At 71.7% G+C, this 24751-nt stretch carries 25 protein-coding genes, 1 pseudogene and 1 riboswitch; of the genes and pseudogenes, 24 read left to right on the top strand and 2 right to left on the bottom strand.

All coding sequences use genetic code 11. The features are described 5' to 3' along the window. Window position 1 precedes the first annotated feature (1 nt). The 15 genes and pseudogenes from BGM09_RS10480 (at window position 2) to BGM09_RS10410 (ending at window position 12211) form a co-directional block, all read left to right on the top strand. Window positions 2-241 (top strand): RNA-binding protein, encoded by a 240-nt coding sequence (locus BGM09_RS10480; RefSeq protein ID WP_188281220.1) that lies wholly within the window; start codon window positions 2-4, stop codon window positions 239-241. Between the two features lie 143 nt (window positions 242-384). Beyond that, window positions 385-963: a ribosome maturation factor RimM gene (gene rimM / locus BGM09_RS10475; RefSeq protein WP_188281219.1), complete on the top strand. Its 579-nt coding sequence runs from the start codon at window positions 385-387 to the stop codon at window positions 961-963. A 1-nt stretch (window position 964) separates the two neighbouring features. Beyond that, window positions 965-1786 (top strand): tRNA (guanosine(37)-N1)-methyltransferase TrmD, encoded by an 822-nt coding sequence (gene trmD / locus BGM09_RS10470; RefSeq protein WP_188281218.1) that lies wholly within the window; start codon window positions 965-967, stop codon window positions 1784-1786. Between the two features lie 140 nt (window positions 1787-1926). Next, complete coding sequence (gene rplS / locus BGM09_RS10465) at window positions 1927-2277, top strand: 50S ribosomal protein L19 (protein ID WP_093716565.1); 351 nt, start codon at window positions 1927-1929, stop codon at window positions 2275-2277. Window positions 2278-2309: 32 nt separating this feature from the next. Further along, window positions 2310-3059: a signal peptidase I gene (gene lepB, locus BGM09_RS10460; RefSeq protein WP_188281217.1), complete on the top strand. Its 750-nt coding sequence runs from the start codon at window positions 2310-2312 to the stop codon at window positions 3057-3059. Further along, window positions 3052-4338, top strand: coding sequence for a signal peptidase I (gene lepB, locus BGM09_RS10455; protein ID WP_188281216.1), 1287 nt, complete (start codon window positions 3052-3054; stop codon window positions 4336-4338). The genes lepB (BGM09_RS10460) and lepB (BGM09_RS10455) overlap by 8 nt, the downstream gene beginning before the upstream one ends. After that, complete coding sequence (gene lepB / locus BGM09_RS10450; protein ID WP_188281215.1) at window positions 4283-5209, top strand: signal peptidase I; 927 nt, start codon at window positions 4283-4285, stop codon at window positions 5207-5209. Before lepB (BGM09_RS10455) ends, lepB (BGM09_RS10450) begins: the two co-directional genes overlap by 56 nt. 98 nt (window positions 5210-5307) lie before the next feature. Beyond that, a complete protein-coding gene (gene lepB / locus BGM09_RS10445; RefSeq protein ID WP_188281214.1) occupies window positions 5308-6117 on the top strand; it encodes a signal peptidase I in 810 nt (269 codons plus the stop codon). After that, window positions 6114-6602, top strand: a complete 489-nt coding sequence (locus tag BGM09_RS10440) for an NUDIX hydrolase (protein ID WP_317452632.1) — start codon at window positions 6114-6116, stop codon at window positions 6600-6602. The genes lepB (BGM09_RS10445) and BGM09_RS10440 overlap by 4 nt, the downstream gene beginning before the upstream one ends. Before the next feature lie 40 nt (window positions 6603-6642). Next, a complete protein-coding gene (locus BGM09_RS10435) occupies window positions 6643-6969 on the top strand; it encodes a DUF2469 domain-containing protein (RefSeq protein ID WP_188281213.1) in 327 nt (108 codons plus the stop codon). Between the two features lie 150 nt (window positions 6970-7119). Further along, a pseudogene (locus tag BGM09_RS10430) lies at window positions 7120-7504 on the top strand (YraN family protein). Beyond that, complete coding sequence (locus BGM09_RS10425) at window positions 7504-9135, top strand: YifB family Mg chelatase-like AAA ATPase (RefSeq protein ID WP_188281211.1); 1632 nt, start codon at window positions 7504-7506, stop codon at window positions 9133-9135. The pseudogene BGM09_RS10430 and the gene BGM09_RS10425 overlap by 1 nt, the downstream one beginning before the upstream one ends. Beyond that, complete coding sequence (gene dprA / locus BGM09_RS10420) at window positions 9135-10481, top strand: DNA-processing protein DprA (protein ID WP_188281210.1); 1347 nt, start codon at window positions 9135-9137, stop codon at window positions 10479-10481. The genes BGM09_RS10425 and dprA overlap by 1 nt, the downstream gene beginning before the upstream one ends. A gap of 281 nt (window positions 10482-10762) precedes the next feature. Next, window positions 10763-11599 carry an RNA polymerase sigma factor WhiG gene (gene whiG, locus BGM09_RS10415; RefSeq protein ID WP_188281209.1) on the top strand — a complete coding sequence of 279 codons (837 nt, stop codon included), beginning with the start codon at window positions 10763-10765 and terminating at the stop codon, window positions 11597-11599. Window positions 11600-11629: 30 nt separating this feature from the next. Further along, entirely contained in the window at window positions 11630-12211 is a 582-nt protein-coding gene (locus BGM09_RS10410; protein ID WP_188281208.1) for a TetR/AcrR family transcriptional regulator, read from the top strand. Here BGM09_RS10410 and BGM09_RS10405 read toward each other — a convergent pair. Continuing rightward, a complete protein-coding gene (locus BGM09_RS10405; protein ID WP_223186625.1) occupies window positions 12201-12815 on the bottom strand; it encodes a M23 family metallopeptidase in 615 nt (204 codons plus the stop codon). The genes BGM09_RS10410 and BGM09_RS10405 overlap by 11 nt on opposite strands. A 265-nt stretch (window positions 12816-13080) precedes the next feature. Between BGM09_RS10405 and rpsB the strand changes: the two genes are divergently transcribed. From rpsB to BGM09_RS10360, 9 genes are all read left to right on the top strand, one after another. After that, window positions 13081-14055: a 30S ribosomal protein S2 gene (gene rpsB, locus BGM09_RS10400; RefSeq protein WP_188281207.1), complete on the top strand. Its 975-nt coding sequence runs from the start codon at window positions 13081-13083 to the stop codon at window positions 14053-14055. Between the two features lie 173 nt (window positions 14056-14228). Next, window positions 14229-15065, top strand: coding sequence for a translation elongation factor Ts (tsf, locus tag BGM09_RS10395; protein ID WP_188281206.1), 837 nt, complete (start codon window positions 14229-14231; stop codon window positions 15063-15065). Between the two features lie 166 nt (window positions 15066-15231). Then, a complete protein-coding gene (gene pyrH, locus BGM09_RS10390) occupies window positions 15232-15990 on the top strand; it encodes a UMP kinase (RefSeq protein WP_188281205.1) in 759 nt (252 codons plus the stop codon). Between the two features lie 145 nt (window positions 15991-16135). Next, window positions 16136-16693, top strand: a complete 558-nt coding sequence (gene frr, locus BGM09_RS10385; RefSeq protein WP_188281238.1) for a ribosome recycling factor — start codon at window positions 16136-16138, stop codon at window positions 16691-16693. A 124-nt stretch (window positions 16694-16817) separates the two neighbouring features. Next, window positions 16818-17843 (top strand): phosphatidate cytidylyltransferase, encoded by a 1026-nt coding sequence (locus BGM09_RS10380; RefSeq protein WP_188281204.1) that lies wholly within the window; start codon window positions 16818-16820, stop codon window positions 17841-17843. A gap of 86 nt (window positions 17844-17929) precedes the next feature. Further along, the gene (gene rlmN, locus BGM09_RS10375; protein ID WP_188281203.1) at window positions 17930-19036 is read left to right on the top strand and encodes a 23S rRNA (adenine(2503)-C(2))-methyltransferase RlmN; all 1107 of its coding nucleotides are present in this window, start codon (window positions 17930-17932) and stop codon (window positions 19034-19036) included. 104 nt (window positions 19037-19140) lie between these two features. Then, a riboswitch (TPP riboswitch) is annotated at window positions 19141-19252 on the top strand. Further along, window positions 19244-20356 (top strand): thiamine ABC transporter substrate binding subunit, encoded by a 1113-nt coding sequence (locus BGM09_RS10370; RefSeq protein WP_188281202.1) that lies wholly within the window; start codon window positions 19244-19246, stop codon window positions 20354-20356. Its footprint overlaps the riboswitch before it by 9 nt. A gap of 158 nt (window positions 20357-20514) precedes the next feature. Beyond that, window positions 20515-22152, top strand: a complete 1638-nt coding sequence (locus BGM09_RS10365) for an ABC transporter permease (protein ID WP_188281237.1) — start codon at window positions 20515-20517, stop codon at window positions 22150-22152. After that, entirely contained in the window at window positions 22152-23213 is a 1062-nt protein-coding gene (locus tag BGM09_RS10360; protein ID WP_188281201.1) for an ABC transporter ATP-binding protein, read from the top strand. Before BGM09_RS10365 ends, BGM09_RS10360 begins: the two co-directional genes overlap by 1 nt. Window positions 23214-23418: 205 nt before the next feature. Here BGM09_RS10360 and BGM09_RS10355 read toward each other — a convergent pair whose 3' ends face one another. Next, window positions 23419-24573: a Rossmann fold nucleotide-binding protein gene (locus tag BGM09_RS10355; RefSeq protein WP_317452631.1), complete on the bottom strand. Its 1155-nt coding sequence runs from the start codon at window positions 24571-24573 to the stop codon at window positions 23419-23421. Window positions 24574-24751: the final 178 nt, after the last annotated feature.

Here is a 24751-nt window from a genome sequence, read left to right as displayed (position 1 = left end):
CATGCTCGAGGAGGCCCTTGAGCACCTTGTGAAGGGCATCGTCGACAATCCCGACGATGTGCACGTGGGTATGCGCACCCTGCGGCGCGGCAGCGTGCTCGAGGTCCGGGTGCACCCCGACGACCTCGGCAAGGTGATCGGCCGCAACGGCCGTACCGCCCGCGCGCTGCGTACCGTCGTGGGCGCCCTCGGCGGCCGTGGTGTCCGCGTCGACCTCGTCGACGTGGACCAGGCTCGCTGAGCGGGCCGACACAGAGAACACCGGCGCGGGCCGGGGGTGGCAGTCGCCGCTCCCGGCCCGCGCCGCGTTCGTAGCCCTGACCCTTCCTGACCCTTCCTGTTTTCCCGTCCCTTCCTTTTCCGGAGCCGGAGAGTGAGCCGCACATGCAGTTGGTAGTCGGCAGGATCGGCCGCGCCCACGGCATCAAGGGCGAGGTCAGCGTCGAGGTGCGGACCGACGAGCCGGAGCTGCGGCTCGCGCCCGGTGCCGTCCTCGCCACCGACCCGGCCGCCACGGGCCCGCTGACCATCGCCACCGGACGCGTGCACAGCGGCCGGCTGATGCTGCGCTTCGAGGGCGTCGCCGACCGCACCGCCGCCGAAGCGCTGCGCAATACGCTGCTGATCGCCGAGGTCGACCCGGAGCAGACGCCGGAGGACCCCGAGGAGTTCTACGACCATCAGCTCATCGACCTCGACGTGGTGACGGTCGACGGGCGCGAGGTCGGCCGGATCGCCGAGATCAGCCATCTCCCGTACCAGGACCTGCTGATCGTCCGGCGGCCGGACGGCACCGAGGTGCTCATCCCGTTCGTCGGCGAGATCGTGCCGGAGATCGACCTGGAGGAGCAGCGCGCGGTGATCGACCCGCCGCCGGGGCTGCTGGACGAGGCCGAGGCGGAAGTGGCGGGCTCCCGCGCGGCCGAGCCGGTCGGCGCGGCCGACGACGCGGACGGCGTCTGACATGCGGATCGACGTCGTCACGATCTTCCCCGAGTACCTGGAGCCGCTGAACGTCTCGCTGGTCGGCAAGGCGCGGGCGAGCGGGCGGCTGGACGTCCGGGTGCACGACCTGCGCGGGTGGGCGTACGACCGGCACAACACGGTGGACGACACCCCGTACGGCGGCGGACCCGGCATGGTCATGAAGACCGGCCCCTGGGGCGAGGCGCTCGACCAGACACTCGCCGACGGCTACGAGGCGGGCGCCCACAGCCCGGCGCTCGTCGTCCCCACCCCCAGCGGCCGGCCCTTCACCCAGGCGCTCGCCGTCGAACTCTCCGCCAGCCCCTGGCTGATCTTCACACCCGCCCGATACGAGGGCATCGACACCCGGGTCACCGACGAGTACGCGACCCGGCTGCCGGTCCACGAGGTCTCCATCGGCGACTACGTGCTGGCCGGCGGCGAGGCGGCGGTCCTGGTGATCACCGAGGCGGTGGCCCGGCTGCTGCCCGGCGTCCTCGGCAACGCCGAGTCGCACCGCGACGACTCCTTCGCGCCGGGACCGATGGCCAATCTGCTGGAAGGCCCGGTCTTCACCAAGCCGCCGCGGTGGCGCGGGCGCGGCATCCCCGACGTGCTGCTCAGCGGCCACCACGGCAAGGTCGCGCGCTGGCGCCGGGACGAGGCGCTGCGCCGTACCGTCGCCAACCGGCCCGATCTGGTGGAGCGTTGCGACCCCGCTGCCTTCGACAAGAAGGACCGGGAGATGCTCTCCATCCTCGGCTGGGGACCCGGCCCCGACGGCCGATTTGGGCCCAGCCCGGAGGCCGTGGAAGAATAAGCCGCTGCTGTCCGTCCGGCGCGCGCCCCTGCCACAGGGGGAACGACGTCCGTCCGACGCGGTGGCACCCCATTTTTTGGCAAATCCGCACCGCGACATTCCGTCGATGACCTGTGGCATCGGCGAGGAAGCAGAATCTCATGCCCAACCTGATCGACAGCGTCAACAGCGCCTCGCTGCGCACCGACGTCCCGGCCTTCCGCCCCGGCGACACCGTCAACGTCCACGTGCGTGTCATCGAGGGCAACCGCTCCCGTGTGCAGCAGTTCAAGGGTGTTGTCATCCGCCGCCAGGGCGCGGGCATCAGCGAGACCTTCACGGTCCGCAAGGTCAGCTTCTCCGTCGGCGTCGAGCGCACGTTCCCCGTGCACACCCCGATCGTCGAGAAGATCGAGGTCGTCACCCGCGGTGACGTCCGTCGCGCGAAGCTGTACTACCTCCGTGAGCTGCGCGGCAAGGCCGCGAAGATCAAGGAGAAGCGCGACAACTGATCCATGGGAAGGCCGGATAAGCTCTGGCCTCGATGGACAGCGAAGCGACACTTCCGGAACGCGACCGTTCCTCTCCCGCCGACCAGGCGGATACGGAGGAGCGGTCGCGTTTCGTCGTGTCGGGACCCGGCGTGCCAGGACCCGGGTCCCGGTCCTTCCTGAGCGACTCGCTGCCGCGCTGGTGGGCGGAGTGGCGGCGTACCGTGCTGCTCGCGGTCGGCTGCGTCGTCGCGCTGCTGCTGGTGAGCACGTATGTCGTGCAGCCCTTCCAAGTGCCCAGCGGCTCCATGGAGAACACCCTGCGGGTCGGCGACCGGGTGCTGGTCAACAAACTGGCGTACCGTTTCGGCGGCCATCCGCGGCGCGGGGACGTGATCGTCTTCGACGGTGACGGATCGTTCACTCAGCAGGGTGGGACGGACTACGTGAAGCGCGTCATCGGCATCGGCGGCGACCGCGTCACCTGCTGCGACAAGCAGGGCAGGCTGCTGGTCAACGGCCGCCCGCTGGACGAGGGCTATCTCTTCCCCGGCGATGTGCCCTCGCAGGTACCTTTCGACATCGTGGTGCCGGACGGAAGGCTGTGGGTGATGGGCGACCACCGCGACGACTCCCGCGACTCACGGGACCACCTCGGGGAACCGGGCGGCGGGACCGTACCGCTCGGCAAGGTCATCGGCCGCGCCGAGTGGATCGGCTGGCCGTTCGGCCACTGGACCCGGCTCAACCGCCCCGCGACCTTCGCCGCCGTCCCCGCACCCGCCGCGGGTCACCATGGGTAACCGCGGGCGGCCCCGCTACGGCCACCACCGCGCCGCCCCGGTGACGGGCGCGGCGGGCACCGGCGCGGGCGGCGCCCCGGGAAGCGGTACGGGCGACGGGGCGTACGGCGGACCGCCCGGCGGCGGCAGCACCCGTATCGAGCGCCGCAAACTGGCCCGCAAGGTCAAGCGCAAGCGCCGCCGCTCGCTCGCCAGGGAGGTGCCGCTGCTGGTCATGGTGGCCCTGCTGATCGCGCTGGTGCTCAAGACGTTCCTGCTCCAGGCGTTCGTCATCCCGTCCGGTTCGATGGAGCAGACCATCAAGATCGGCGACCGGGTGCTGGTCGACAAGCTCACCCCGTGGTTCGGCGCCGAGCCGCACCGCGGTGACGTCGTGGTCTTCAAGGACCCCGGCGGCTGGCTGCCGCCCGAGGAGCAGAAGAAGCCCGACCCCGTGGTGATCAAGCAGGTGAAACAGTTCTTCACCTACATCGGCCTGCTGCCGTCCGCCGACGAGCAGGACCTGATCAAGCGGGTCATCGGCGTCGGCGGCGACACCGTGAAGTGCTGTGACGCCGACGGGCGCATCACCGTCAACGGCGTGCCCCTCAGCGAGCCGTATCTTTACGCCGGTAATCCACCCTCAATGATGAAATTCACCGTGCACGTACCGCAGGGCAGGCTGTGGGTGATGGGCGACCACCGGTCGGATTCGGCCGACTCGCGCTACCACACGGACAAGCCCGGAGGCGGCACGATTCCGCTGAATCTGGTGGTGGGAAGGGCCTTCGTCATCGCCTGGCCGTTCGGTCACTGGGAGCGACTGAAGGAACCCGGCACGTTCGCGTCCGTCCCCGACGCGCAGGTGGCGGCGACCGCGGCCACAGCCGGGACGGCTAGGGTGGCCCAGGCCAACAACGGCCAAGGAACGAGCCAGACACCGACTCCTGCGGAACTCCCGCTCGTTATGGGAGTGGCGGGCCTGCGCCGGAAACGGGGCAGGCGGCGGACTGGAGTGAGGAGTGGATGTGGGGGACCTGGTGGTCGGCGCACGGTCTGGATCCGGCGAGCCCGAAAAAGGGGATGTCACGGTGCCGTCTGTCGACAAGTCGGAGGCCGATGGCCGAGTCCCCGAGCCCGCGGACAGTACGGAGTACGGCGGCGGGCAGTACCCGGGCGGCGGGTCGTACCCCGGCAGCCACGCCGATGCGGGTCAGGTCCCCGGCCAGGCTCCGGAGGCCCCCGTGGGACCGGCGGACGGCACGGACCCGCAGGACCCCGCGGCGGGCGGTCCCGCTGACCGCCCCCAGGGCCCCGGCGGCCCCGGGGACCCCGGCCCGGGTGACGGGCCGCCGTCCCACTCCTCGGGCGGCTCCGCGAGCAAGAACCGGTCGTTCTGGAAGGAACTGCCGCTCCTGATCGGCATCGCGCTGGTCCTGGCGCTGCTGATCAAGACCTTCCTGGTGCAGGCGTTCTCCATCCCGTCCGACTCCATGCAGCACACGCTGGAGCGCGGCGACCGCGTCCTGGTCGACAAGCTCACCCCCTGGTTCGGCTCCAAGCCGAGCCGCGGCGAGGTCGTCGTCTTCCACGACCCGGGCGGCTGGCTAGGCGAGAATCCGCCCGCCAGCGGCAACGCGGTGACCAGGGGCGTGCAGAAGGGCCTCAGCTTCATCGGCCTGATGCCGTCCGCCGAGGAGAAGGACCTGATCAAGCGGGTCATCGGCGTCGGCGGTGACACGGTCGAGTGCAACGGCACGGGACCGGTGAAGGTCAACGGCAAGGCGCTGGACGAGCCGTACGTCTTCGCGGGCAACACTCCCTGCACCCCCGACCGGCCGTTCAAGGTCACCGTGCCCAAGGACCGGATCTGGGTCATGGGCGACCACCGCCAGGACTCCCTCGACTCCCGGTACCACATGACGCTGCCCGGCGGCGGCACGGTGTCCGACAACGAGGTCGTCGGCCGCGCCGTCACGGTGGCCTGGCCGGTCAACCGCTGGGACTGGCTCTCCATCCCCAGCACCTTCAGCCAGCCGGGCATCAACGCGGCGGGCACCGCGGGCCCGGCCGCCGTGGGCCTCCTCGGTGCCGCGCCGCTGGTGCTGATGCGCCGCCGCAAGCTGCTGCGCGCACAGCCGCCGGTCACCGCGGAGTCGGAAGAGGACTGACGGACGTTCCCGAGCCCGCGGCGTCGGGCGCCCGATCGAGCACCGACGGGCGTCCGGGCCTACGGCCCGGGGCGTACCGCCGGGTAGGGTTCCGGTCCATGAGCAGCAGCAGTGCGATACGCAAGGGTGAGGGCCGGTTCGGACGTACGGTGTCCGGGCTGGCCATCGCTCTTGGCTGTGCCCTGTTCCTCGGCGGATTCGCCTGGGGAGCGGTCGAGTACCGGCCGTACACAGTGCCCACCAATTCCATGCAGCCGACCGTGCGGCCGGGGGACCGGGTGCTGGCCCAGAAGGTCTCGGGCTCCGATGTGCGCCGCGGTGACGTGGTGGTCTTCCAGGACAAGCTCTGGGGCGACCTGCCCGAGGTCAAACGGGTCGTCGGCGTCGGCGGCGACGTCGTCAAGTGCTGCGACACCCAGAGCCGCCTCACGGTGAACGGCACGGCGGTCGACGAGGAGGGCTATCTCGAGGGCTCCGGCGGCTCCGACGCTTCTGCTGGCTCTGACGCCTCTGCCGGCTCTGACGCCTCCGCCGCGCCCGGTGGCTCCGGCCTTCCCGGCGTTCCCGCCTCCGTGACGAAATTCAGCACCACGGTGCCGCGCGGCTCGCTCTTCCTGCTCGGTGACAACCGCGCGGTCTCCCAGGACTCCCGTATCCGCCTCACGGACGCCCAGCACGGCGCGGTCCCCGTGAGCGCCGTGAAGGGCCGGGTGGACGGCACGGTGTGGCCCCTGGGCCGGGTGGGGACGCTGTCGCCCACGACCGCTTTCAAGGCCGTGCCGGGCGGCGGTACGTCCGCCGAGGGGCCGCTGCGCTGGATCGTCGTCATGGTGGTCGTGGGAGCCGTGCTGATTCTCGGCGGCGCGGCGTACGGACCGCTGGCCGGGCTGCTGAGGCGGCGCAGGTGACCGTGGTGCGTCGGCGCGTCGCCCGTGTGGTGCTGCTCGACCCGGCGGACCGGATTCTGCTGCTGAACGGCGTCGATCCGGCCGATCCGGCGGTGGGCTCGTGGTTCACGCCGGGCGGCGGGGTCGAGGGCGGTGAGAGCCTGGAGGAGACGGCGCTGCGCGAGCTCGCCGAGGAGACCGGCATCACCGATGTACGGCTCGGCCCCGTGCTGTGGGAGCGGAGCAGCTCCTTCAGCTTCGACGGGCGGCGCTGGGAGCAGGACGAGTGGTACCACCTGGGCCGTACCGACACCGTCGATGTCGACACCAGCGGCCAGACGGACCTGGAACGCAGAAGTGTCTCGTCGTTGCGCTGGTGGACCTGCGGGGAACTTTTGCGCACTCGTGAGACGGTGTACCCCATCAGACTCGCTGAGCTGCTGCGTACGCTGCTCGACGAAGGCCCCCCGCAATCCCCGATCCCCCTGGGGACGGAGCGCGACTGACGCACAATGGGGGGCACGTACGGCTGAAGGGGAACATGCCATGAGCGCCGAGGACCTCGAAAAGTACGAGACCGAGATGGAGCTGAAGCTCTACCGGGAGTACCGCGATGTCGTTGGCCTGTTCAAGTACGTGATCGAGACCGAGCGGCGCTTCTACCTCACCAACGACTACGAGATGCAGGTGCACTCGGTCCAGGGTGAGGTCTTCTTCGAGGTCTCGATGGCCGACGCCTGGGTCTGGGACATGTACAGGCCCGCCCGCTTCGTCAAGCAGGTCCGCGTCCTCACGTTCAAGGACGTGAACATCGAGGAGCTGAACAAGGCGGATCTGGATCTGCCGTCGGACGAGTCGGGCTTCAATAGCTGAAGCTGAGGCCCGTCGGGGGCTTGAGTGTGGGCTCCGGTGCGCCTTCGGTGCGGGGTGCCGGGTGCCGGGTGCCGGGTGCGGGATGCGGGTCGCCGGGAGTTATCCACAGGCTGGGACCAAGATCATCTTTGGCGGCCGGACTCTGTCACAGTGAGTGACGGAGGTGGTACGCATGAACGCACGAGGTGCGCTGGGGCGGTACGGCGAGGGGCTGGCGGCCCGCAGGCTGGAGGACGCGGGACTGACCGTGCTCGACCGGAATTGGCGGTGCGGGCGCGACGGGGAGATCGACATCCTGGCGTCCGAGGGGGACGCCCTGGTGGTGTGCGAGGTGAAGACGCGCCGTGACGGCGGCTTCCAGCACCCCATGGCGGCGCTCGGGCCGCGGCAGATCCACCGACTGCGGTCGCTCGCCGACCGCTGGGCGGCGGAACACGGCGGCGCGCCACCGGGCGGCGTGAGAATCGACCTGGTCGGCGTCCTGCTGCCCGCCCGCGGCGCGGCCCGCGTCGAGCATGTGCGGGGGGTGGCGTGATGGGCTTCGCCCGTACGTGCTCGGTCGCGCTGATCGGCGTCGAAGGCGTCGTGGTCGAGGTCCAGGCCGACCTCGAACCCGGTGTGGCGGCCTTCGCCCTGGTCGGCCTGCCCGACAAGAGCCTCACCGAGAGCCGCGACCGGGTGCGCGCCGCGATCGTGAACAGCGGCGAGGTCTGGCCGCAGAAGAAGCTCACCGTCGGCCTCAGCCCGGCCTCGGTGCCCAAAGGCGGTTCGGGGTTCGATCTCGCCGTGGCGTGTGCGATCCTCGCCGCCAACGACCGCATCGCCCCCGGATCCATCGCCGACCTCATGATGATCGGCGAACTGGGACTCGACGGACGGGTCCGCCCGGTCCGCGGGGTGCTGCCCGCCGTCCTGGCGGCGGCCGACGCCGGATACCGGCACGTCGTGGTGCCGGAGCGCACCACGGCCGAGGCATCCCTGGTCCCCGGCGTCTCCGTCCTCGGCATCCGCACCCTGCGGCAGCTCGTCGCCCTCCTCAACGACGAGCTGGCCCCCGAGGAGGACCCGGACCCGGCGAGGGCGGACGGTCGCCCCGACCCGATGCTCGCCGGGCTGACCGTGCCGGGCGGCGGCGTCGGGACCGGACTGGCCGGCGGCCTCGGCGACGCCTCGCTCACCGGGCACGGCCCCGACCTGGCCGACGTCGCCGGACAGCGGACCGCCCGCACCGCGCTGGAGGTCGCCGCCGCGGGCGGACACCATCTGTATCTGAAGGGCCCGCCGGGCGCGGGCAAGACGATGCTCGCCGAGCGGCTGCCCGGCATCCTGCCGCCGCTCACCCGCCAGGAGTCCCTGGAGGTCACCGCCGTCCACTCGGTGGCGGGCATCCTCCCGCCCGGACGGCCCATGGTCGACGCCCCGCCGTACTGCGCGCCGCACCACTCGGCCACCATGCCCTCGCTGGTCGGCGGCGGCAGCGGACTGCCCCGACCGGGCGCGGTCTCGCTCGCCCACCGTGGGGTGCTTTTTCTGGACGAGGCTCCGGAATTCAGCGTGCGGGCGCTGGAGGCGCTGCGGCAACCGCTCGAATCGGGCCATGTCGTGGTCGCCCGCTCGGCGGGCGTGATGCGGCTCCCGGCCCGCTTCATGCTGGTGCTGGCCGCCAACCCCTGCCCCTGCGGGCGCTACTCGATGCTGGGGGAGGGCTGCGACTGCTCGCCCACCGCCGTCCGCCGCTATCAGGGCAGGCTCTCCGGGCCCCTGCTGGACCGTGTCGACCTGCGTGTCGAAGCCGAATCCGTCAGCAGATCCGACCTCCTCGGCCAGGGCCCGGGTGAATCCACCGCCACCGTCGCCGCCCGGGTCCGCGCCGCCCGCGAGCGCGCCGCGACCCGCTACCGGGACACCCCCTGGAGGCTGAACAGCGAGATCCCCGGCCACGAGATGCGCACCCGCTGGCACGTCGCCGCCGGCGCCCTGCACCCCGCCGAGCGCGACATGGAACGCGGCCTGCTCACCGCGCGCGGCCTGGACCGCGTCCTGCGCGTCGCCTGGTCCCTCGCCGACCTCGCGGGCCACGACCGCCCCGATGTCGACGACGTCTTCCAGGCCCTCCATCTCAGGACCGGCGTCAGCCGCGGCGTGCCCGTACCGGGAGGAGTGTGATGCGGCGGCGGAGCGGGTCGCCGGGCGCCGATGGGGCCCGGCCGACGGGGGAGGAGACGGCCACCGGATCAGCCGCCGAGGGGGGCGGCGCGACGGTCCGGGGTTCGCGGGCCGCTGATGACTCCCAGGTCGTCGCCGAGGCAGGTGGGGTCGGGCCACCGGCGCTGGCGGTACCCGCGCTGGCGGTACCTGCCCTGGCGGCTGCGGTGCCGGAGGCGGAGCGGTTGGCGCGGGTGGCGATCACGCGGATCGCCGATCCCGGGGACGAGGCGGTGGGGCGGGCGCTGCGGGAGAGGGGAGCGGAAGAGGTGCTGCGCGCGCTGCGGGAGGGGGAGGCGCTGCCCGGGGCCAGTCCGCGGCGGACCGACGGATACCGGACGCGGTCGGCTCGGGCCGACCCCGAGGTGGATCTGGAGGCCGCGCGCCGGGCCGGAGGACGGTTCGTCTGTCCCGAGGACGCCGACTGGCCGGGGCAGTTGGACGACCTCGGGCCGCAGCGCCCGTACGGCCTGTGGGTACGCGGGCAGCCGTCGCTACGGCTGTGGGCGCTGCGCTCGGTGGCCGTGGTCGGCGCACGGGCCTGCACCGACTACGGCGCCCACATGGCGGCGCGGCTCGGCGGGGGACTGGCGCGGGCGGGCTGGGTGGTGGTCTCGGGAGCCGCCTACGGGGTGGACGGTGTGGTGCACCGGGGTGCGCTGCGGGCGGGCGGCGCCACCATCGGCGTGGTGGCCAGCGGCGTCGATGTGCCGTACCCGCCGGGCAACGCCCGGTTGATCGGTGAGATCGCCGAACGCGGCCTGCTCGTCGGCGAACTGCCGCCGGGCGACCACCCCACCCGCAGCAGATTCGTGCTGCGGAACCGGGTGATCGCCGCCCTGACCCGCGGCACTGTGGTGGTCGAGGCGCGCTACCGCAGCGGTTCCCTGGTCACCGCGCGGCGGGCCGCCCAGTTGGGGCGGGTGACGATGGGGGTGCCCGGTCCCTGCACGAGCGGTCTGTCGGAAGGGGTGCACGAACTGCTGCGCGGGGACGCCGTGGTGGTGACCGACGCGGCCGAAGTCATCGAGATGGTGGGGGAGATCGGCGCCGACCTCGCGCCCGCCCGCCGCGGACCCGTGCTGCCGCGCGATCTGCTCGACCCGGCGGCGGCCCGCGTACTGGAAGCGCTCCCCGGTCAAGGGGACTCCTGCGAAGGGGAGATCGCCCTCGCCGTGGGGTCCACCAGCGACGACACGCTGAGACGGCTCTACGAATTGCAGGCCCTCGGCTTCGTCGAACGGGACGACGGGCGGTGGAAGTTGGTCCGTACCGCGCACGACGGCGCGCCGCGTCGGGAGGGTTGACACCATCGACACACCATCAGGTGACAGGAAAACGCCGTGACCTGGGACGATCGTAGGACCGGCCGTGGGCGGCCCGGCGCGCCGCCATCATGACCCGAGGGGCTCCCGCGCGGGCCCCGTACCGGGCGGTATAGCCGGTCCGGCGAGCGCGCACCGGTAGAGGAACGTATCTGCGCATGTCCCATACGGATGATGTAGCAATAAGCGACACTATGGTCACGCTACGCTCGCGGAGGCTCGATTTCCCGCCCACATCTCGGCAGAACGGCTCAAAACGGCACATGCCCCAGTACACCCCCGGGTCCGAGCGGGCGACGGCGGCGACCGCCCCCCGCACCTCCCCTCGGCCCGCCGCCCCCACGTCGCTCGACGCACTGTGGCGGACCTATAAGTCCACGGGGGACGCCAGGCTCCGGGAGCAGTTGATCCTGCACTACTCGCCGCTGGTGAAGTACGTGGCGGGCCGGGTCAGCGTCGGACTCCCGGCCAACGTCGAGCAGGCCGACTTCGTCTCCTCCGGGGTGTTCGGACTCATCGACGCGATCGAGAAGTTCGACCCGGAACGCGCGATCAAATTCGAGACCTACGCGATCACCCGTATCCGCGGCGCCATGATCGACGAACTGCGCGCGCTCGACTGGATTCCGCGCTCCGTCCGACAGAAGGCGCGCGCCGTCGAACGCGCCTACGCCACCCTTGAGGCCAAGCTGCGCCGCACCCCGAGCGAGCCCGAGGTGGCGGCGGAGATGGGCGTCGGGCTCGAAGACCTGCACGCGGTGTTCAGCGCGCTGTCCCTGGCCAACGTCGTCGCGCTGGAGGACCTCCTGCACGCGGGCGGCGAGGGCGGAGACCGGCTCAGCCTCGGCGACACCCTGGAGGACACCGGCGCCGACAATCCCGTCGAGGTCGCCGAGGACCGTGAGCTGCGCCGACTGCTCGCCCGCGCGGTCAACACCCTTCCCGAACGGGAGAAGACCGTCGTCACCCTCTACTACTACGAGGGCCTGACACTCGCCGAGATCGGCCAGGTACTCGGCGTCACCGAAAGCCGGGTCAGCCAGATCCACACCAAGTCCGTACTCCAACTACGGGCAAAGCTGGCCGACGTCGGGCGGTGACAGGCGCGGCACAGTGTCTACAGTGGTGGGATGCCCAGGATTCGAGCGGCCTCGGTGGCCGAACACCGGACGATGCAGCGCCAGGCCCTGCTGGACGCCGCGCGTTCGCTGCTGTCCGAGGGCGGCACGGAGGCACTGACCTTCCCCGCCCTGGCCGAGCGCACCGGACTGGCGCGCTCCTCGGTCTACGAGTACTTCCGCTCCCGCGCCGCGGTGGTCGAAGAGCTGTGCGCCGTGGACTTCCCCGTCTGGGCCGCCGAGGTCGAGGCCGCCATGCAGGCCGCCGACACCGCCGAGGGCCAGATCGAGGCCTACGTACGCAGCCAGCTCGCGCTGGTCGGTGACCGCCGCCACCGCGCCGTCGTCGCGATCTCCGCCGGTGAACTGGACGCGGGCGCCCGCGAGAAGATCCGCGCCGCCCACGGCGGTCTGGTCACCATGGTCGGCGCCGCCCTCGCGGCCCTCGGTCACACCGAGCCCCGCCTGACCGCCATGCTCCTGCAAGGCGTGGTCGACGCCGCGGTCCGCCGGATCGAGCTCGGCGCGGCCGAAGACCCCGTCCACATCACCGAGTCGGCCGTCACCATGGCCCTGCACGGCGTCACCGGCTGACCCGCCCCGCCCCGAACACCGGCAGCAGTCGGGAGGGCCCCGCGCGCAGCAGCCAGGGCGGCAGCAGGGTCAACGGGTCGAGGTAGACATCACCCCGCAGGAGGCCCCAGTGGAGGCAACCGGGTGAGCAGTGGACGGGGGAGCCGGTCACCACTCCCAGCGGCTCGCCCGCGGCGAGCCGGGTGCCGACCGCGACTGTGCCCCGTACCGGCTCATAGGTGACGCGCAGGCTCGCGTCGGGGCGGTCGAGCCGCAGCACGACGACATCGGTGCCCGCCACCTTTCCCGCGAAGGTCACCTCGCCGGGCGCCGCCGCCCGCACCACGCTCCCCGGCCCCGCGCGTAAGTCGACCCCGCGGTGTCCCGCGGCATAGGGCGTCGCGGGCGGCTCGAAGGCGCGCAGAACCGCCGGCCGCCCCCGTACTCCCGGCCCTGCCACGGGCCAGCAGCGCGCGTCCGGGCCGGCGCCCGCGCACCCCGCGCCCGCCGTACCCGCGCCGCCCGCTGAACCCGCGCCGCCCGCCGTGCTCGCCGTACCCGCGCCGCCCGGGAGGACCGTCAGCAGAGCCGTCATCACCACCGTCAACCACATGTGAAGTGCCATGGCACGAGCATCCCGGATCCGGGCGCCGAAAGATGATCATGGTCCTGGCCTGTGGATAACTCGGGTGTCGCCTGGCACTCCGCCGGTCCCGTACACTTTCTCTGGCGATCCGGGTCACCGGGTCGACTTCGCACGCCCCGCCACCCACTCCCCTCACCGGGACGGTGGCCGCGCCCCTCGGTCCCTTGTGGCACGGCGCGTCGGGACGTCAGGCGCGACCGCCGTCCGGTGGTCGCGACAACCGAGTACCTCAAGGAGTACGGCCATGGCCGTCGTCACGATGCGGGAGCTGCTGGAGAGCGGCGTCCACTTCGGGCACCAGACCCGTCGCTGGAACCCGAAGATGAAGCGCTTCATCTTCACCGAGCGCAATGGCATCTACATCATCGACCTGCTCCAGTCGCTGTCGTACATCGACCGCGCCTACGAGTTCGTCAAGGAGACCGTCGCGCACGGCGGCTCCATCATGTTCGTCGGCACCAAGAAGCAGGCGCAGGAAGCCATCGCGGAGCAGGCCTCCCGCGTCGGCATGCCCTACGTCAACCAGCGCTGGCTGGGCGGCATGCTCACCAACTTCTCGACCGTCTACAAGCGCCTCCAGCGCCTGAAGGAGCTCGAGGAGATCGACTTCGACGACGTGGCCGCGTCCGGCCTCACGAAGAAGGAGCTGCTGGTCCTCTCCCGCGAGAAGGACAAGCTGGAGAAGACCCTCGGCGGCATCCGCGAGATGCAGAAGGTGCCGAGCGCCGTCTGGATCGTCGACACCAAGAAGGAGCACATCGCCGTCGGTGAGGCGCGCAAGCTCCGCATCCCGGTCGTCGCGATCCTCGACACCAACTGCGACCCCGACGAGGTCGACTACAAGATCCCGGGCAACGACGACGCGATCCGTTCCGTCACGCTGCTCACCCGTGTGATCGCCGACGCCGTCGCCGAGGGCCTCATCGCCCGCTCCGGTGCCGCCACCGGTGACAAGAAGGCCGAAGGCGTCGCCGAGCCGCTCGCCGAGTGGGAGCGTGACCTGCTCGAGGGCGAGAAGAAGGCCGACGAGGCGCCCGCCGCTGACGCGCCCGCCGCCGCTGCCGAGGCTCCCGCCGCCGAGACCGAGGCTCCGGCCGACGCCGCTCCGGCGGATGCCGCTCCGGCCGACGCCGCCGAGACCCCGGCCGCCGCCGAGACCGCCGAGGCTCCGGCCGACGCCGCCCCGGCCGCCACGGAGGGCGAGTCCGAGCAGGTCTGAGCCTGTTCCGACCCGTACCGACGGCACACCGGCGCCACCGGTCAACCGCACAGCAGCAGGACGCGTATCGCGTACGACGCGTACGACGTGAACCACGCGTGACGACGGCGGGGGCCCATGCCCCCGCCGTCCACCCGTAGATCCACCGACCATTCGGGAAGAGACGTAAACCCATGGCGAACTTCACCGCCGCTGACGTCAAGAAGCTCCGCGAGCTGACCGCCGCGGGCATGATGGACTGCAAGAACGCCCTTGTGGAGGCCGAAGGCGACCTGGACAAGGCCGTCGAGATCCTTCGGGTCAAGGGCCAGAAGGGCGTCACCAAGCGCGAGGGCCGCTCGGCCTCCAACGGCGCGGTCGTCTCCCTGATCGCCGCCGACAACTCCGAGGGTGTCCTCGTCGAGCTGAAGTGCGAGACGGACTTCGTCGCCAAGGGCGACAAGTTCGTGGCCGTGGCCGACGTCATCGCCGCCCACGTCGCCGCCAGCAAGCCGGCCGACATCACGGCGCTGCTCGGCTCCGAGATCAAGGACGGCCAGACCGTCCAGGCGTACGTGGACGAGGCGAACGCCACCCTCGGCGAGAAGATCGTGCTCGACCGCTTCGCCCAGTTCTCCGGCGCCTACGTGACCTCCTACCTGCACCGCACCAGCCCCGACCTGCCCCCGCAGGTCGGCGTCCTGGTCGAGCTGGACAAGGCCGACGCGCAGGTCGCCAAGGACGTCGCCCAGCACATCGCCGCCTTCGCGCCGACCGCACTGTCCCGCGACGACATCCCGGCCGACACGGTCGAGAACGAGCGTCGCCTCGCCGAGGCCACGGCCCGCGAGGAGGGCAAGCCCGAGGCCGCCCTGGCGCGCATCGTCGAGGGCCGGGTGAACGGCTTCTTCAAGGAGAACGTCGTCCTGGAGCAGGCCTTCGCGAAGGACTCCAAGAAGACCGTCCAGAAGGTGCTGGACGAGGCCGGCGTCACGCTGAAGCGCTTCGCGCGTTTCCGCGTCGGCGTCTGATCGCGCTGGACACGAAAGCAGCGAATGACCGACGGCCCGGCTAGGGTCGTACGCGGTCGGCCGCCCGCCGACCGGCCGCAGATGTGACGAGGAGGCCATTGCCGTACTGGGAACCCACGAGGACCCGCGGCAATGGCCTCCTTCGTACGTGCACGAGGAGATCTCCATGGACAAAGGCGCCGATACGGCCCACCACACCACCGCCCACCGCCGCTATCTGCTGAAACTGTCCGGCGAGGCGTTCGCCGGGGGAGGCGGCCTCGGAGTCGATCCCGACGTCGTGCACGCCATCGCCCGCGAGATCGCCGCGGTCGTCGCGGACGGCTACGAGATCGCGCTCGTCGTCGGCGGCGGCAACTTCTTCCGCGGCGCCGAACTCCAGCAGCGCGGCATGGACCGGGCCCGCTCGGACTACATGGGCATGCTCGGCACGGTCATGAACTGCCTGGCCCTCCAGGACTTCCTGGAGAAGGAGGGCGTCGAGACCCGCGTGCAGACCGCGATCACCATGGGCCAGGTCGCCGAGCCGTACATCCCGCTGCGGGCCGTACGGCACCTGGAGAAGGGCCGCGTCGTCATCTTCGGCGCCGGTATGGGCATGCCGTACTTCTCCACCGACACCACCGCGGCCCAGCGGGCCCTGGAGATCGACGCGGCGGCCATGCTGATGGGCAAGAACGGGGTCGACGGGGTCTACGACTCCGACCCCAAGCTGAACCCGGACGCGGTGAAGTTCGACGCCCTGGAGTACGCCGAGGTCATCACCCGCGACCTGCGGGTCGCCGACCTCACCGCGATCACCCTCTGCCAGGACAACAAGCTGCCGATCCTCGTCTTCGAGCTGCTCGCCGAAGGAAACATCGCGCGGGCCGTGAAGGGTGAGAAGATCGGCACGCTGGTCAACGACCGGGGCTCCAGGGCTTAGTGACCGCCCGAGCGCCGGGTGGTGACACGTCCCGGTTCGCCCGGTACGGGGATGGACAACAGGCTGCCGGTCGGACACCGTGCAGGAAAGACGCGCGCAGGGGCCCGACCGTCAGGCTCCGCCTTCTGAATACCAGGAGCACATGGTGATTGAAGAGACCCTCCTCGAGGCCGAGGAGAAGATGGAGAAGGCCGTCGTCGTCGCCAAGGAGGACTTCGCGGCGATCCGCACCGGCCGGGCGCACCCCGCGATGTTCAACAAGATCGTGGCCGAGTACTACGGCGCGCCCACCCCGATCAACCAGCTCGCCTCGTTCGCGGTGCCCGAGCCGCGGATGGCGGTGATCACCCCCTTCGACAGCAGCAGCCTGCGCAACATCGAGGAGGCGATCCGCAACTCCGACCTCGGCGTCAACCCGAGCAACGACGGCCGGATCATCCGGGTGGCGTTCCCGCAGCTCACCGAGGAGCGGCGCCGGGAGTACATCAAGGTCGCCAAGACCAAGGGCGAGGACGCCAAGATCTCGATCCGCAGCGTCCGCCGCAAGGCCAAGGAGACCCTCGACAAGCTCGTCAAGGACGGCGAGTCGGGCGAGGACGAGGTGCGCCGCGCGGAGAAGGAGCTGGACGACACGACGTCGAAGTACGTCGCCCAGGTCGACGAGCTGCTCAAGCACAAGGAAGCCGAGCTGCTGGAGGTCTGACCGGCCGGGCCCGCGGGCCCGCCCCGGAGCTCTCGCTCCGTCCGGACACCAGCAGTACGACCGTATGCACGATCCCGCCCTCAGCCCTTCCCGGCCGACACACGACGACGCGAGGCGAAGCTCAGTGAACGACTCTTCCTGGGGCGCTTCGCCACGCGCCGGTCACTGGGGAGCGCCCGAGGACACGGTGACGAACGGCGCGGCCGACGGCTCGACTGTGGATGACACGATCATCTATCCGGCGGGTTCCGCACACGATTCCGGGCGCGGCAGGAAGACTCCTCCTATGCCCACCGCCCCGGAGCCGACACCGCCGCCGCAGCCCCCCGCGAAGAAGTCCGCAGGGCGGAATCTGCGCGCGGCGATAGGGGTCGGTCTCGGCCTCGGCGCGGTCATCGTCGCCTCGCTCTTCATCGTGAAGGCGGTGTTCGTCGGCGTCGTGGTCGCCGCCGCGGCCGTCGGCGTCTGGGAGCTCACCTCGCGTCTGGCGGAACGCAAGGGCATCCGTGCCCCGCTGATCCCGATCGCGGCCGGCGGTACGGCGATGATCATCGCCGGGTATCTGCGCGGTGCGGACGGCGCCTGGGTGGCGATGGCCCTCACCGCGCTCGCCATCCTCGTGTGGCGCATGACGGAGCCGCCCGAGAACTATCTGCGCGACGTCACCGCCGGCGTCTTCGCCGCCTTCTACGTGCCCTTCCTGGCCACCTTCGTGGTCATGATGCTCGCCGCCGACGACGGCCCGCGCCGCGTCCTGGTCTTCCTGCTGCTCACCGTGATCAGCGACACCGGCGCCTACGCGGTCGGCTGGCGCTTCGGCAAGCACAGGCTCGCGCCCCGCATCAGCCCCGGCAAGACCCGCGAGGGCCTGCTCGGCGCGATCTCCTTCGCCATGGTCGCGGGCGCCCTGCTCATGCAGTACGTCATCGACGACGGCCGCTGGTGGCAGGGCCTCCTCCTCGGCCTCGCCGCCGCCGTCAGCGCCACCCTCGGCGACCTCGGCGAATCCATGATCAAGCGTGACCTCGGCATCAAGGACATGGGCACCCTCCTCCCGGGCCACGGCGGCATCATGGACCGCCTCGACTCCCTCCTGCCCACCGCCCCCGTCGTCTGGCTCCTCCTGACCGTCTTCGTCGGCACCGGCTGACCCCGAGGGCTCCGCCCGGCCGAAGGACGGCCCCCGACCAGCGGGCGACCAGCCGACCCGTTTCGATCTGCGACACTTGTCAGATCATGCCTGTACCCGGAGAACTCACTTTTGCCGCGCCGCGTGGGGCCAAGAAGCCGCCGCGGCACCTTGCCGACCTCACTCCCGCCGAGCGGCGGGAGGCGGTGGCCGCGCTCGGGGAGAAGCCGTTCCGGGCGAAGCAACTGTCGCAGCACTACTTCGCGCGGTACGCCGACGATCCGGCGGCGTGGACGGACATCCCGGCCGCGGCGCGGGGGAAGCTGGCGGAGGATCTGCTGCCGGAGCTGATGACGGTGCTGCGGCACGCGTCGTGCGACGACGGGGACACCCGTAAGACGCTGTGGAAGCTGTTCGACGGGACGCTCGTCGAGTCGGTGCTGATGCGGTATCCGGACCGGGTCACGATGTGCGTCTCCTCGCAGGCGGGCTGCGGCATGAACTGCCCGTTCTGCGCGACCGGGCAGGCCGGTCTCGACCGGAATCTGTCCACCGCCGAGATCGTGCACCAGATCGTCGCGGGCATGAAGAGCCTGCGCGACGGCGAGGTGCCCGGGGGGCCCGCACGGCTGTCGAACATCGTCTTCATGGGGATGGGCGAGCCGCTGGCCAACTACAACCGCGTGATCGGCGCGATCCGCCGCCTCACCGACCCCGAGCCGGACGGCCTCGGCCTGTCGCAGCGCGGCATCACCGTCTCCACGGTCGGCCTGGTCCCGGCCATCCACCGGTTCGCCGACGAGGGGCTGAAGTGCCGCCTCGCGGTCTCGCTGCACGCGCCCGACGACGAGCTGCGCGACACCCTGGTGCCGGTCAACACCCGCTGGAAGGTCCGCGAGGTGCTGGACGCGGCCTGGCACTACGCCGAGGTCTCCGGCCGCCGGATCTCCATCGAGTACGCGCTGATCCGGGACATCAACGACCAGGCGTGGCGCGCGGACCGGCTCGGCCGGATGCTGAAGAACCACCGGGTGCACGTCAATCTGATCCCGCTCAACCCCACGCCCGGCTCCAAGTGGACGGCCTCCCGGCCGCAGGACGAGCGGGCGTTCGTCGCCGCGCTCGAATCCCACGGCGTGCCCGTGACCGTACGGGACACCCGCGGCCAGGAGATCGACGGGGCGTGCGGCCAGCTCGCGGCCTCGGAGCGCTGAAGCGCCAGGCGCTCACAGGCCGGGCCCTGAGGGTCAGGCGCTGACCAGCCCTTTCGCACCTGCTGCTATCGTGCTCGTGCAATCACACAAGTACGTACAAGTGAACATTCCGACAGGGGAGCGCCTGAGACGGCGCTGAGAGTGCGGCCCACGAGACCGCAGACCCTCGGACCTGATCCGGGTCATACCGGCGTAGGGAGTCTGCACATGAACACCATCCGTCGGCGTGCCGTCGGCGCGCTCGTCCTGGCCACGGTCGGCGCCACCGCGCTCGCCGCGTGCGGCAGCGACTCGGGCGACAGCGCCTCGGGCGGCACCAAAACGAGCGGCGGCAGCACGTCCAAGACCGTGACGCTGGTCAGCCACGACTCCTTCGCGGCGTCCGACGCCGTGCTCAAGGACTTCACCAAGGAGACCGGCTACACGGTCAAGGTGCTGCGCGGCGGAGACGCGGGCGCGGCCGTCAACCAGGCGATCCTCACCAAGGACCACCCGCAGGGCGACGTCTTCTTCGGCGTCGACAACACCCTGCTGTCCCGCGCGCTCGACAACGGCCTGTTCACCCCGTACGCGGCCAAGGGCCTCGACCAGGTGCCCGCCGACCTCCAACTCGACGCGGCGAAGCACCGGGTGACGCCCATCGACTCCGGTGACGTGTGCGTCAACTACGACCGGGCGTACTTCACCGCGCACAAGCTGGACCCGCCCGCCACCTTCGCGGACCTGGTCAAGCCGGAGTACAAGAACCTGCTGGTCACCGAGAACGCCGCGACGTCCTCGCCCGGTCTGGCCTTCCTGCTCGGCAGCGCCGCCGCCTACGGGGACGCCGACTGGCAGTCGTACTGGAAGAAGCTCAAGGCCAACGGCGTCGAGGTCGTGGACGGCTGGGAGCAGGCGTACAACGACCGCTTCTCCGGCTCCTCGGCAGGCAAGAAGGCCAAGGGCGACAAGCCGCTGGTCGTGTCGTACGCGTCCAGCCCGCCCGCCGAGGTCGTCGGCGTCACCCCCGCGCCCGCCCAGTCCCCGACCGGGGTCTCCACCGGCACCTGCTTCCGGCAGATCGAATTTGCCGGACTGCTGCACGGCGCGAAGAACACCGCGGGCGGCCAGGCGCTGATCGACTTCCTGCTGAGCAGGACCTTCCAGGAGGACATGCCTCTCCAGATGTACGTCGACCCGGTGCGCAAGGACGCCACCGAGCCCGACGTGTTCACCACGTACGGCGCGAAGATCACCGACCCGAAGACGCTGGCGCCCGACAAGATCGCCGCCAAGCGCGACGAGTGGGTCAAGGCATGGTCGTCGATCGTCCTCAAGTGAGGCCCGGGGCCGATACAGCGGACACGACCGACACGACGGACCCGCCCGATACGGCGGACAGGCTCGGCACAGCGGACACGACCGGCACGGCACCGGCGGTACGCGGCAAGGGCCGGTCGCTCGTACCCGGTCGCGGCACCGCGATCCGGCTCGCCCTGATGGCCGTGCCCGCCGCCTTCTTCGGGGTGTTCTTCGCCTACCCCGTGCTCTCCATCGTCGGCCGCGGCCTGCACCAGGGCGGGCGGTGGCAGCTCGGCCGGATCGGCGACGTCCTCGGCGACGGCTCCGTCCGGCACGTGCTGTGGTTCACCTGCTGGCAGGCCGCCGCGTCCACCGCGCTGACCCTGGCCGTCGCCCTGCCCGGCGCGTACGTCTTCGCGCGGCTCGACTTCCCCGGCAAGCGGCTGCTGCGGGCCGTCGTCACCGTGCCCTTCGTGCTGCCGACCGTGGTCGTCGGCTCGGCCTTCCTCGCGCTGCTCGGCCGCGGCGGCTTCACCGACTCGCTGTGGGGCGTCCGCCTGGACACCACCGTGTGGGCGATCCTCATCGCGCACGTCTTCTTCAACTACGCGGTGGTCGTCCGCACCGTCGGCGGCCTGTGGGCGCAGCTCGACCCGCGCCAGGAAGAGGCCGCGCGGATGCTCGGCGCGAGCCGGCTCGCCGCCTGGCGGCGGGTCACGCTGCCCGCGCTCGGCCCCTCGGTGGCCGCCGCCGCGCTGATGGTGTTCCTGTTCACCTTCACCTCCTTCGGCGTGATCCAGATCCTCGGCGGCCCCCTGTACTCCACCCTCGAAGTGGAGATCTACCGGCAGACCGCGGAGCTCCTCGACCTGCCGACCGCCGCCGTGCTGACCCTGCTGCAATTCGCCGCCGTCGCCGCGATCCTCGCCGTGCACGCCTGGACCGTACGCCGCCGGGAGTCCACGCTGCGGCTGGTCGACGCGGCCACCACCGCGCACCGGCCGCGCGGCAGGGGGGAGCGGACGCTGCTCGCCGGGGTGCTCGCTGTCATCGCGCTGCTGATCCTGCTGCCGCTCGGCGTGCTCGTCGCCCGCTCGCTTGACGGCCCCGACGGCTACGGCTTCGCCTTCTACCGCTCGCTCGGCTCGGTCGGCTCGGGCCAGAGCGGCGGCACCTTCACCGTCGCCCCGCTGGAGACGGTCTGGAATTCGCTGCGGTACGCCGCCGTCGCCACCGTCATCGCCCTGGCCGTCGGCGGGCTGGCCGCCGCGGCCCTGGTCCGCAGGGCGGGACGGCTGGTCCGCGGTTTCGACGCGCTGCTGATGCTGCCGCTTGGCACCTCCGCCGTCACCGTCGGCTTCGGCTTCCTGATCACCCTCGACAAGCCGCCGCTCGACCTGCGGTCCTCCTGGATCCTGGTGCCGCTCGCCCAGGCGCTGGTCGGTGTGCCGTTCGTCGTACGCGTCATGCTGCCGGTGCTGCGCGCCGTGGACGACCGGCTCCGGGAGGCCGCCGCGGTGCTCGGCGCGTCACCGCTACGGGTCTGGCGCGAGGTGGAACTCCCGCTCGTCGGGCGGGCGCTGGCCGTCGCCGCGGGCTTCGCCTTCGCCGTGTCGCTCGGCGAGTTCGGCGCCACCGTCTTCATCGCCCGCCCCGACAGCCCCACCCTCCCGGTCGCCGTCGCCCGCCTGCTGGGCCGCGCGGGCTCGTCCACGTACGGCCAGGCCATGGCACTGAGCACCATCCTCATGCTGGTCTGCGCCGCGTCGCTGCTGGTGCTGGAGAATCTGCGCCCGCGCGGCCGGGGCGCCGACCCCTCACCCGGAGAGTTCTGATGACGCCGACACGGGCACTGCTGCGGGTCGAGGACGCGACCGTACGGTTCAGTGCGAAGTCCGAGCCGGCCGCGCTGGACGCCGTCACGCTTGAGGTGGCCGCGCGCGAGACGGTGTGCGTGCTCGGGCCCAGCGGCAGCGGCAAGTCCACGCTGCTGCGGGCCGTCGCCGGACTCCAGCCGCTGGACGGCGGCCGGGTGCTGCTCGACGGCGCCGACCAGGCGGGCGTTCCCGCGCACCGGCGCGGCGTCGGCCTGATGTTCCAGGACCACCAGCTCTTTCCGCAGCGCGACGTCGGCGGCAACGTCGCCTTCGGGCCGCGCATGCACAAGGTGTCGCGCGAGCGGCGCGACGAGCGGGTACGCGAACTGCTCGACCTCGTCGGGCTGCCCGGCGCGGGCGGGCGCGGCGTCGCCACGCTCTCCGGCGGGGAGCAGCAGCGGGTCGCCCTGGCCCGCGCGCTGGCCCCCGAGCCGCGGCTGCTCATGCTCGACGAGCCGCTGGGGCAGCTCGACCGGGCGCTGCGCGAACGGCTCGTCGTGGAGCTGCGCGAACTCTTCCGGCGTCTGGGGACGACGGTCCTGGCCGTCACGCACGACCAGAGCGAGGCGTTCGCTCTCGCGGACCGGGTCGTGGTGATGTGCGACGGGCGCATCGCGCAGTCCGGCACGCCGCTCGAGGTCTGGCAGCGGCCGGCGTCGCCGTTCGTGGCCCGCTTCCTCGGCTTCGAGAATGTCGCTGACGCGGTGGTCGCCGGGGACCAGGCCGACACGGTGTGGGGCAAGGTCCCGGTCCCTCCGGGCACCCCCGAAGGCCCCTGTCGCCTCCTCATCCGTCCCACCGGCGTCCGCCTCACCTCGCCCGAGTCCGGGCTTCGCTGCACCGTCGTCGCCCGCACGTTTCGTGGTGACCACATCACGCTCGTCCTGGCGCCGGAGGCGGGACCGCGCCTCGAAGCCGGGTGCCCTTGGCGGGCGGCACCCGAGGTCGGTGCCGAGGTCGCCGTGACCTTCGCCCCCGAAGAGGTGGTCCTCCTCGCGGAGGAGGCCAAGCGCCCTTAGGGGCCCGGCCCCGAACGGTTCCTCTGCCGTGGGCGGTAGGCCGGTCCTTTAGGGGCGTGGGGAACTGCGCGGCCGGCCACGACGATGGCCGCACGTCACCACCGGCCCCAGTGGGGCAGATCGGTGGTTCTCGGACCACCGGCCGGTGGGGGCTGAGCGCGCAGTTCCTCCCCCAGCCTTCGGCCGGGAGGTGCCCCCAGCGCCCCTAAAAGATCGGCTTGCCGTCCTGGTGAAGAGCCAGGGCGGCGGGGACTTCCGCGACGGAGTCGACGAGGGTGAGGAGGGGGGCCATGGGGCGGCCGGAGGCGAGGGCGGTGAGGAGGGGCCAGGCGGGGAGGGTGGTGGTCCAGTGGGCGCGGTCGACGAGGACGAGGGGAACGGGAACCCCTCGGGAGGAGTAGTAGTTGGGGGTGACGGCGTCGAAGATCTCCTGGACGGTCCCGGCGGCGCCGGGGAGGAAGACGACCCCGCCGGTGCAGCGCGAGAGCAGCCCGTCCTCGCGGGTCGCGTTGGCGAAGAACTTGGCGATGCCGGAGGCGAAGGCGTTCGGCGGCTCGTGGCCGTAGAACCAGGTGGGCAGCCCGTACGAGGGCCCGCCGTCCGGCCAGCGGTCGCGGACCTCGAAGGCGGTACGGGCCCAGTCGCCGACGGAGGGCGCGAAGGACGGGACGCGGGCCAGGACGGCGAGGGCTTTGCGGAGCATCAGGTCGTCGTAGGGCGCGGCGTAGGCGCCGAAGTTGGCGGCCTCCATCGCGCCGGGGCCGCCGCCGGTGGCGACGGTGTGCCCGGCCCTGGCGAGGTCGCGGCCGAGCCGAGCGGCGCCCGCGTAGGCGTCGGAGCCGCGCTCCATGGCGTGGCCGCCCATGACGCCGACGACGCTGAGGCCGCGCAGGCGTTCGTCGAGTGCGTCGGACACGGCGTCGTCGTGGATCGAGCGCAGCATCGAGGCGAGTATGTCGCGCTCCGCCGCGGCGGAGCGCGCCCAGGCGTAGGTACGGGCGTCCGGCGTCCGTTCGTCACCGTCCTCGTCGAGGCCCGCGTACAGCTCGTCGGGGCTGTAGAGCGTGCCCCGGTACGGGTCGAAGGGCAGGCCGGGGACGGGCGGGAAGACCAGCGCGCCGCCCGCGCGCACATGCGCCAGGGCCTGCGGCTCCATCGGGCAGCCGAGGAAGACGGCCCGCGAGGTGTCGGTGACCAGGAGCGCGAACGTACGGTCCGTCAGGTCGACGGCCTGGACGCGGTATCCGGCGAAGGAACCGCTCAGGGCGACCTGGTCGAATTCGGCCAGTGACTCAACTTCCCTGTCCCGTCCGGGAGTTGGGGGAGTGTCGGGCGCTGCGGGCGGGATGTCGGCGGGCACGCCTGAACGATAGTCCTCGGTGCGGCTCACCGGCCCGGCGGGACGGTGGTGAGTACGGCGACCAGGGCCGTGAGGGGGACGGCGGCGGCCAGCAGGACGCCCGCCCGCAGCGCGACAGCGCCGCGCAGGAGCGCGGGGGAGGCGCCGACCTGGCGCAGGGCGGCCATCGCGGGCTCGC

Source organism: Streptomyces sp. CBMA29 (genome assembly GCF_014596445.1).
Lineage (GTDB): Bacteria > Actinomycetota > Actinomycetes > Streptomycetales > Streptomycetaceae > Actinacidiphila.
The sequence above is the reverse complement of the archived record's forward strand: the minus strand, read 5'-3'. Positions and strand labels throughout refer to the sequence as shown.

Bases quoted from the DNA above. Each gene is read 5' to 3' on its own strand.
- BGM09_RS10480 (WP_188281220.1), top strand. From the start codon at position 2: ATGCTCGAGGAGGCCCTTGAGCACCTTGTGAAGGGCATCGTCGACAAT.
- rimM (WP_188281219.1), top strand. From the start codon at position 385: ATGCAGTTGGTAGTCGGCAGGATCGGCCGCGCCCACGGCATCAAGGGC.
- trmD (WP_188281218.1), top strand. From the start codon at position 965: ATGCGGATCGACGTCGTCACGATCTTCCCCGAGTACCTGGAGCCGCTG.
- rplS (WP_093716565.1), top strand. From the start codon at position 1,927: ATGCCCAACCTGATCGACAGCGTCAACAGCGCCTCGCTGCGCACCGAC.
- lepB (WP_188281217.1), top strand. From the start codon at position 2,310: ATGGACAGCGAAGCGACACTTCCGGAACGCGACCGTTCCTCTCCCGCC.
- lepB (WP_188281216.1), top strand. From the start codon at position 3,052: ATGGGTAACCGCGGGCGGCCCCGCTACGGCCACCACCGCGCCGCCCCG.
- lepB (WP_188281214.1), top strand. From the start codon at position 5,308: ATGAGCAGCAGCAGTGCGATACGCAAGGGTGAGGGCCGGTTCGGACGT.
- BGM09_RS10435 (WP_188281213.1), top strand. From the start codon at position 6,643: ATGAGCGCCGAGGACCTCGAAAAGTACGAGACCGAGATGGAGCTGAAG.
- BGM09_RS10425 (WP_188281211.1), top strand. From the start codon at position 7,504: ATGGGCTTCGCCCGTACGTGCTCGGTCGCGCTGATCGGCGTCGAAGGC.
- dprA (WP_188281210.1), top strand. From the start codon at position 9,135: ATGCGGCGGCGGAGCGGGTCGCCGGGCGCCGATGGGGCCCGGCCGACG.
- whiG (WP_188281209.1), top strand. From the start codon at position 10,763: ATGCCCCAGTACACCCCCGGGTCCGAGCGGGCGACGGCGGCGACCGCC.
- BGM09_RS10410 (WP_188281208.1), top strand. From the start codon at position 11,630: ATGCCCAGGATTCGAGCGGCCTCGGTGGCCGAACACCGGACGATGCAG.
- BGM09_RS10405 (WP_223186625.1), bottom strand. From the start codon at position 12,815: ATGGCACTTCACATGTGGTTGACGGTGGTGATGACGGCTCTGCTGACG.
- rpsB (WP_188281207.1), top strand. From the start codon at position 13,081: ATGGCCGTCGTCACGATGCGGGAGCTGCTGGAGAGCGGCGTCCACTTC.
- tsf (WP_188281206.1), top strand. From the start codon at position 14,229: ATGGCGAACTTCACCGCCGCTGACGTCAAGAAGCTCCGCGAGCTGACC.
- pyrH (WP_188281205.1), top strand. From the start codon at position 15,232: ATGGACAAAGGCGCCGATACGGCCCACCACACCACCGCCCACCGCCGC.
- rlmN (WP_188281203.1), top strand. From the start codon at position 17,930: ATGCCTGTACCCGGAGAACTCACTTTTGCCGCGCCGCGTGGGGCCAAG.
- BGM09_RS10370 (WP_188281202.1), top strand. From the start codon at position 19,244: ATGAACACCATCCGTCGGCGTGCCGTCGGCGCGCTCGTCCTGGCCACG.
- BGM09_RS10365 (WP_188281237.1), top strand. From the start codon at position 20,515: ATGGCCGTGCCCGCCGCCTTCTTCGGGGTGTTCTTCGCCTACCCCGTG.
- BGM09_RS10360 (WP_188281201.1), top strand. From the start codon at position 22,152: ATGACGCCGACACGGGCACTGCTGCGGGTCGAGGACGCGACCGTACGG.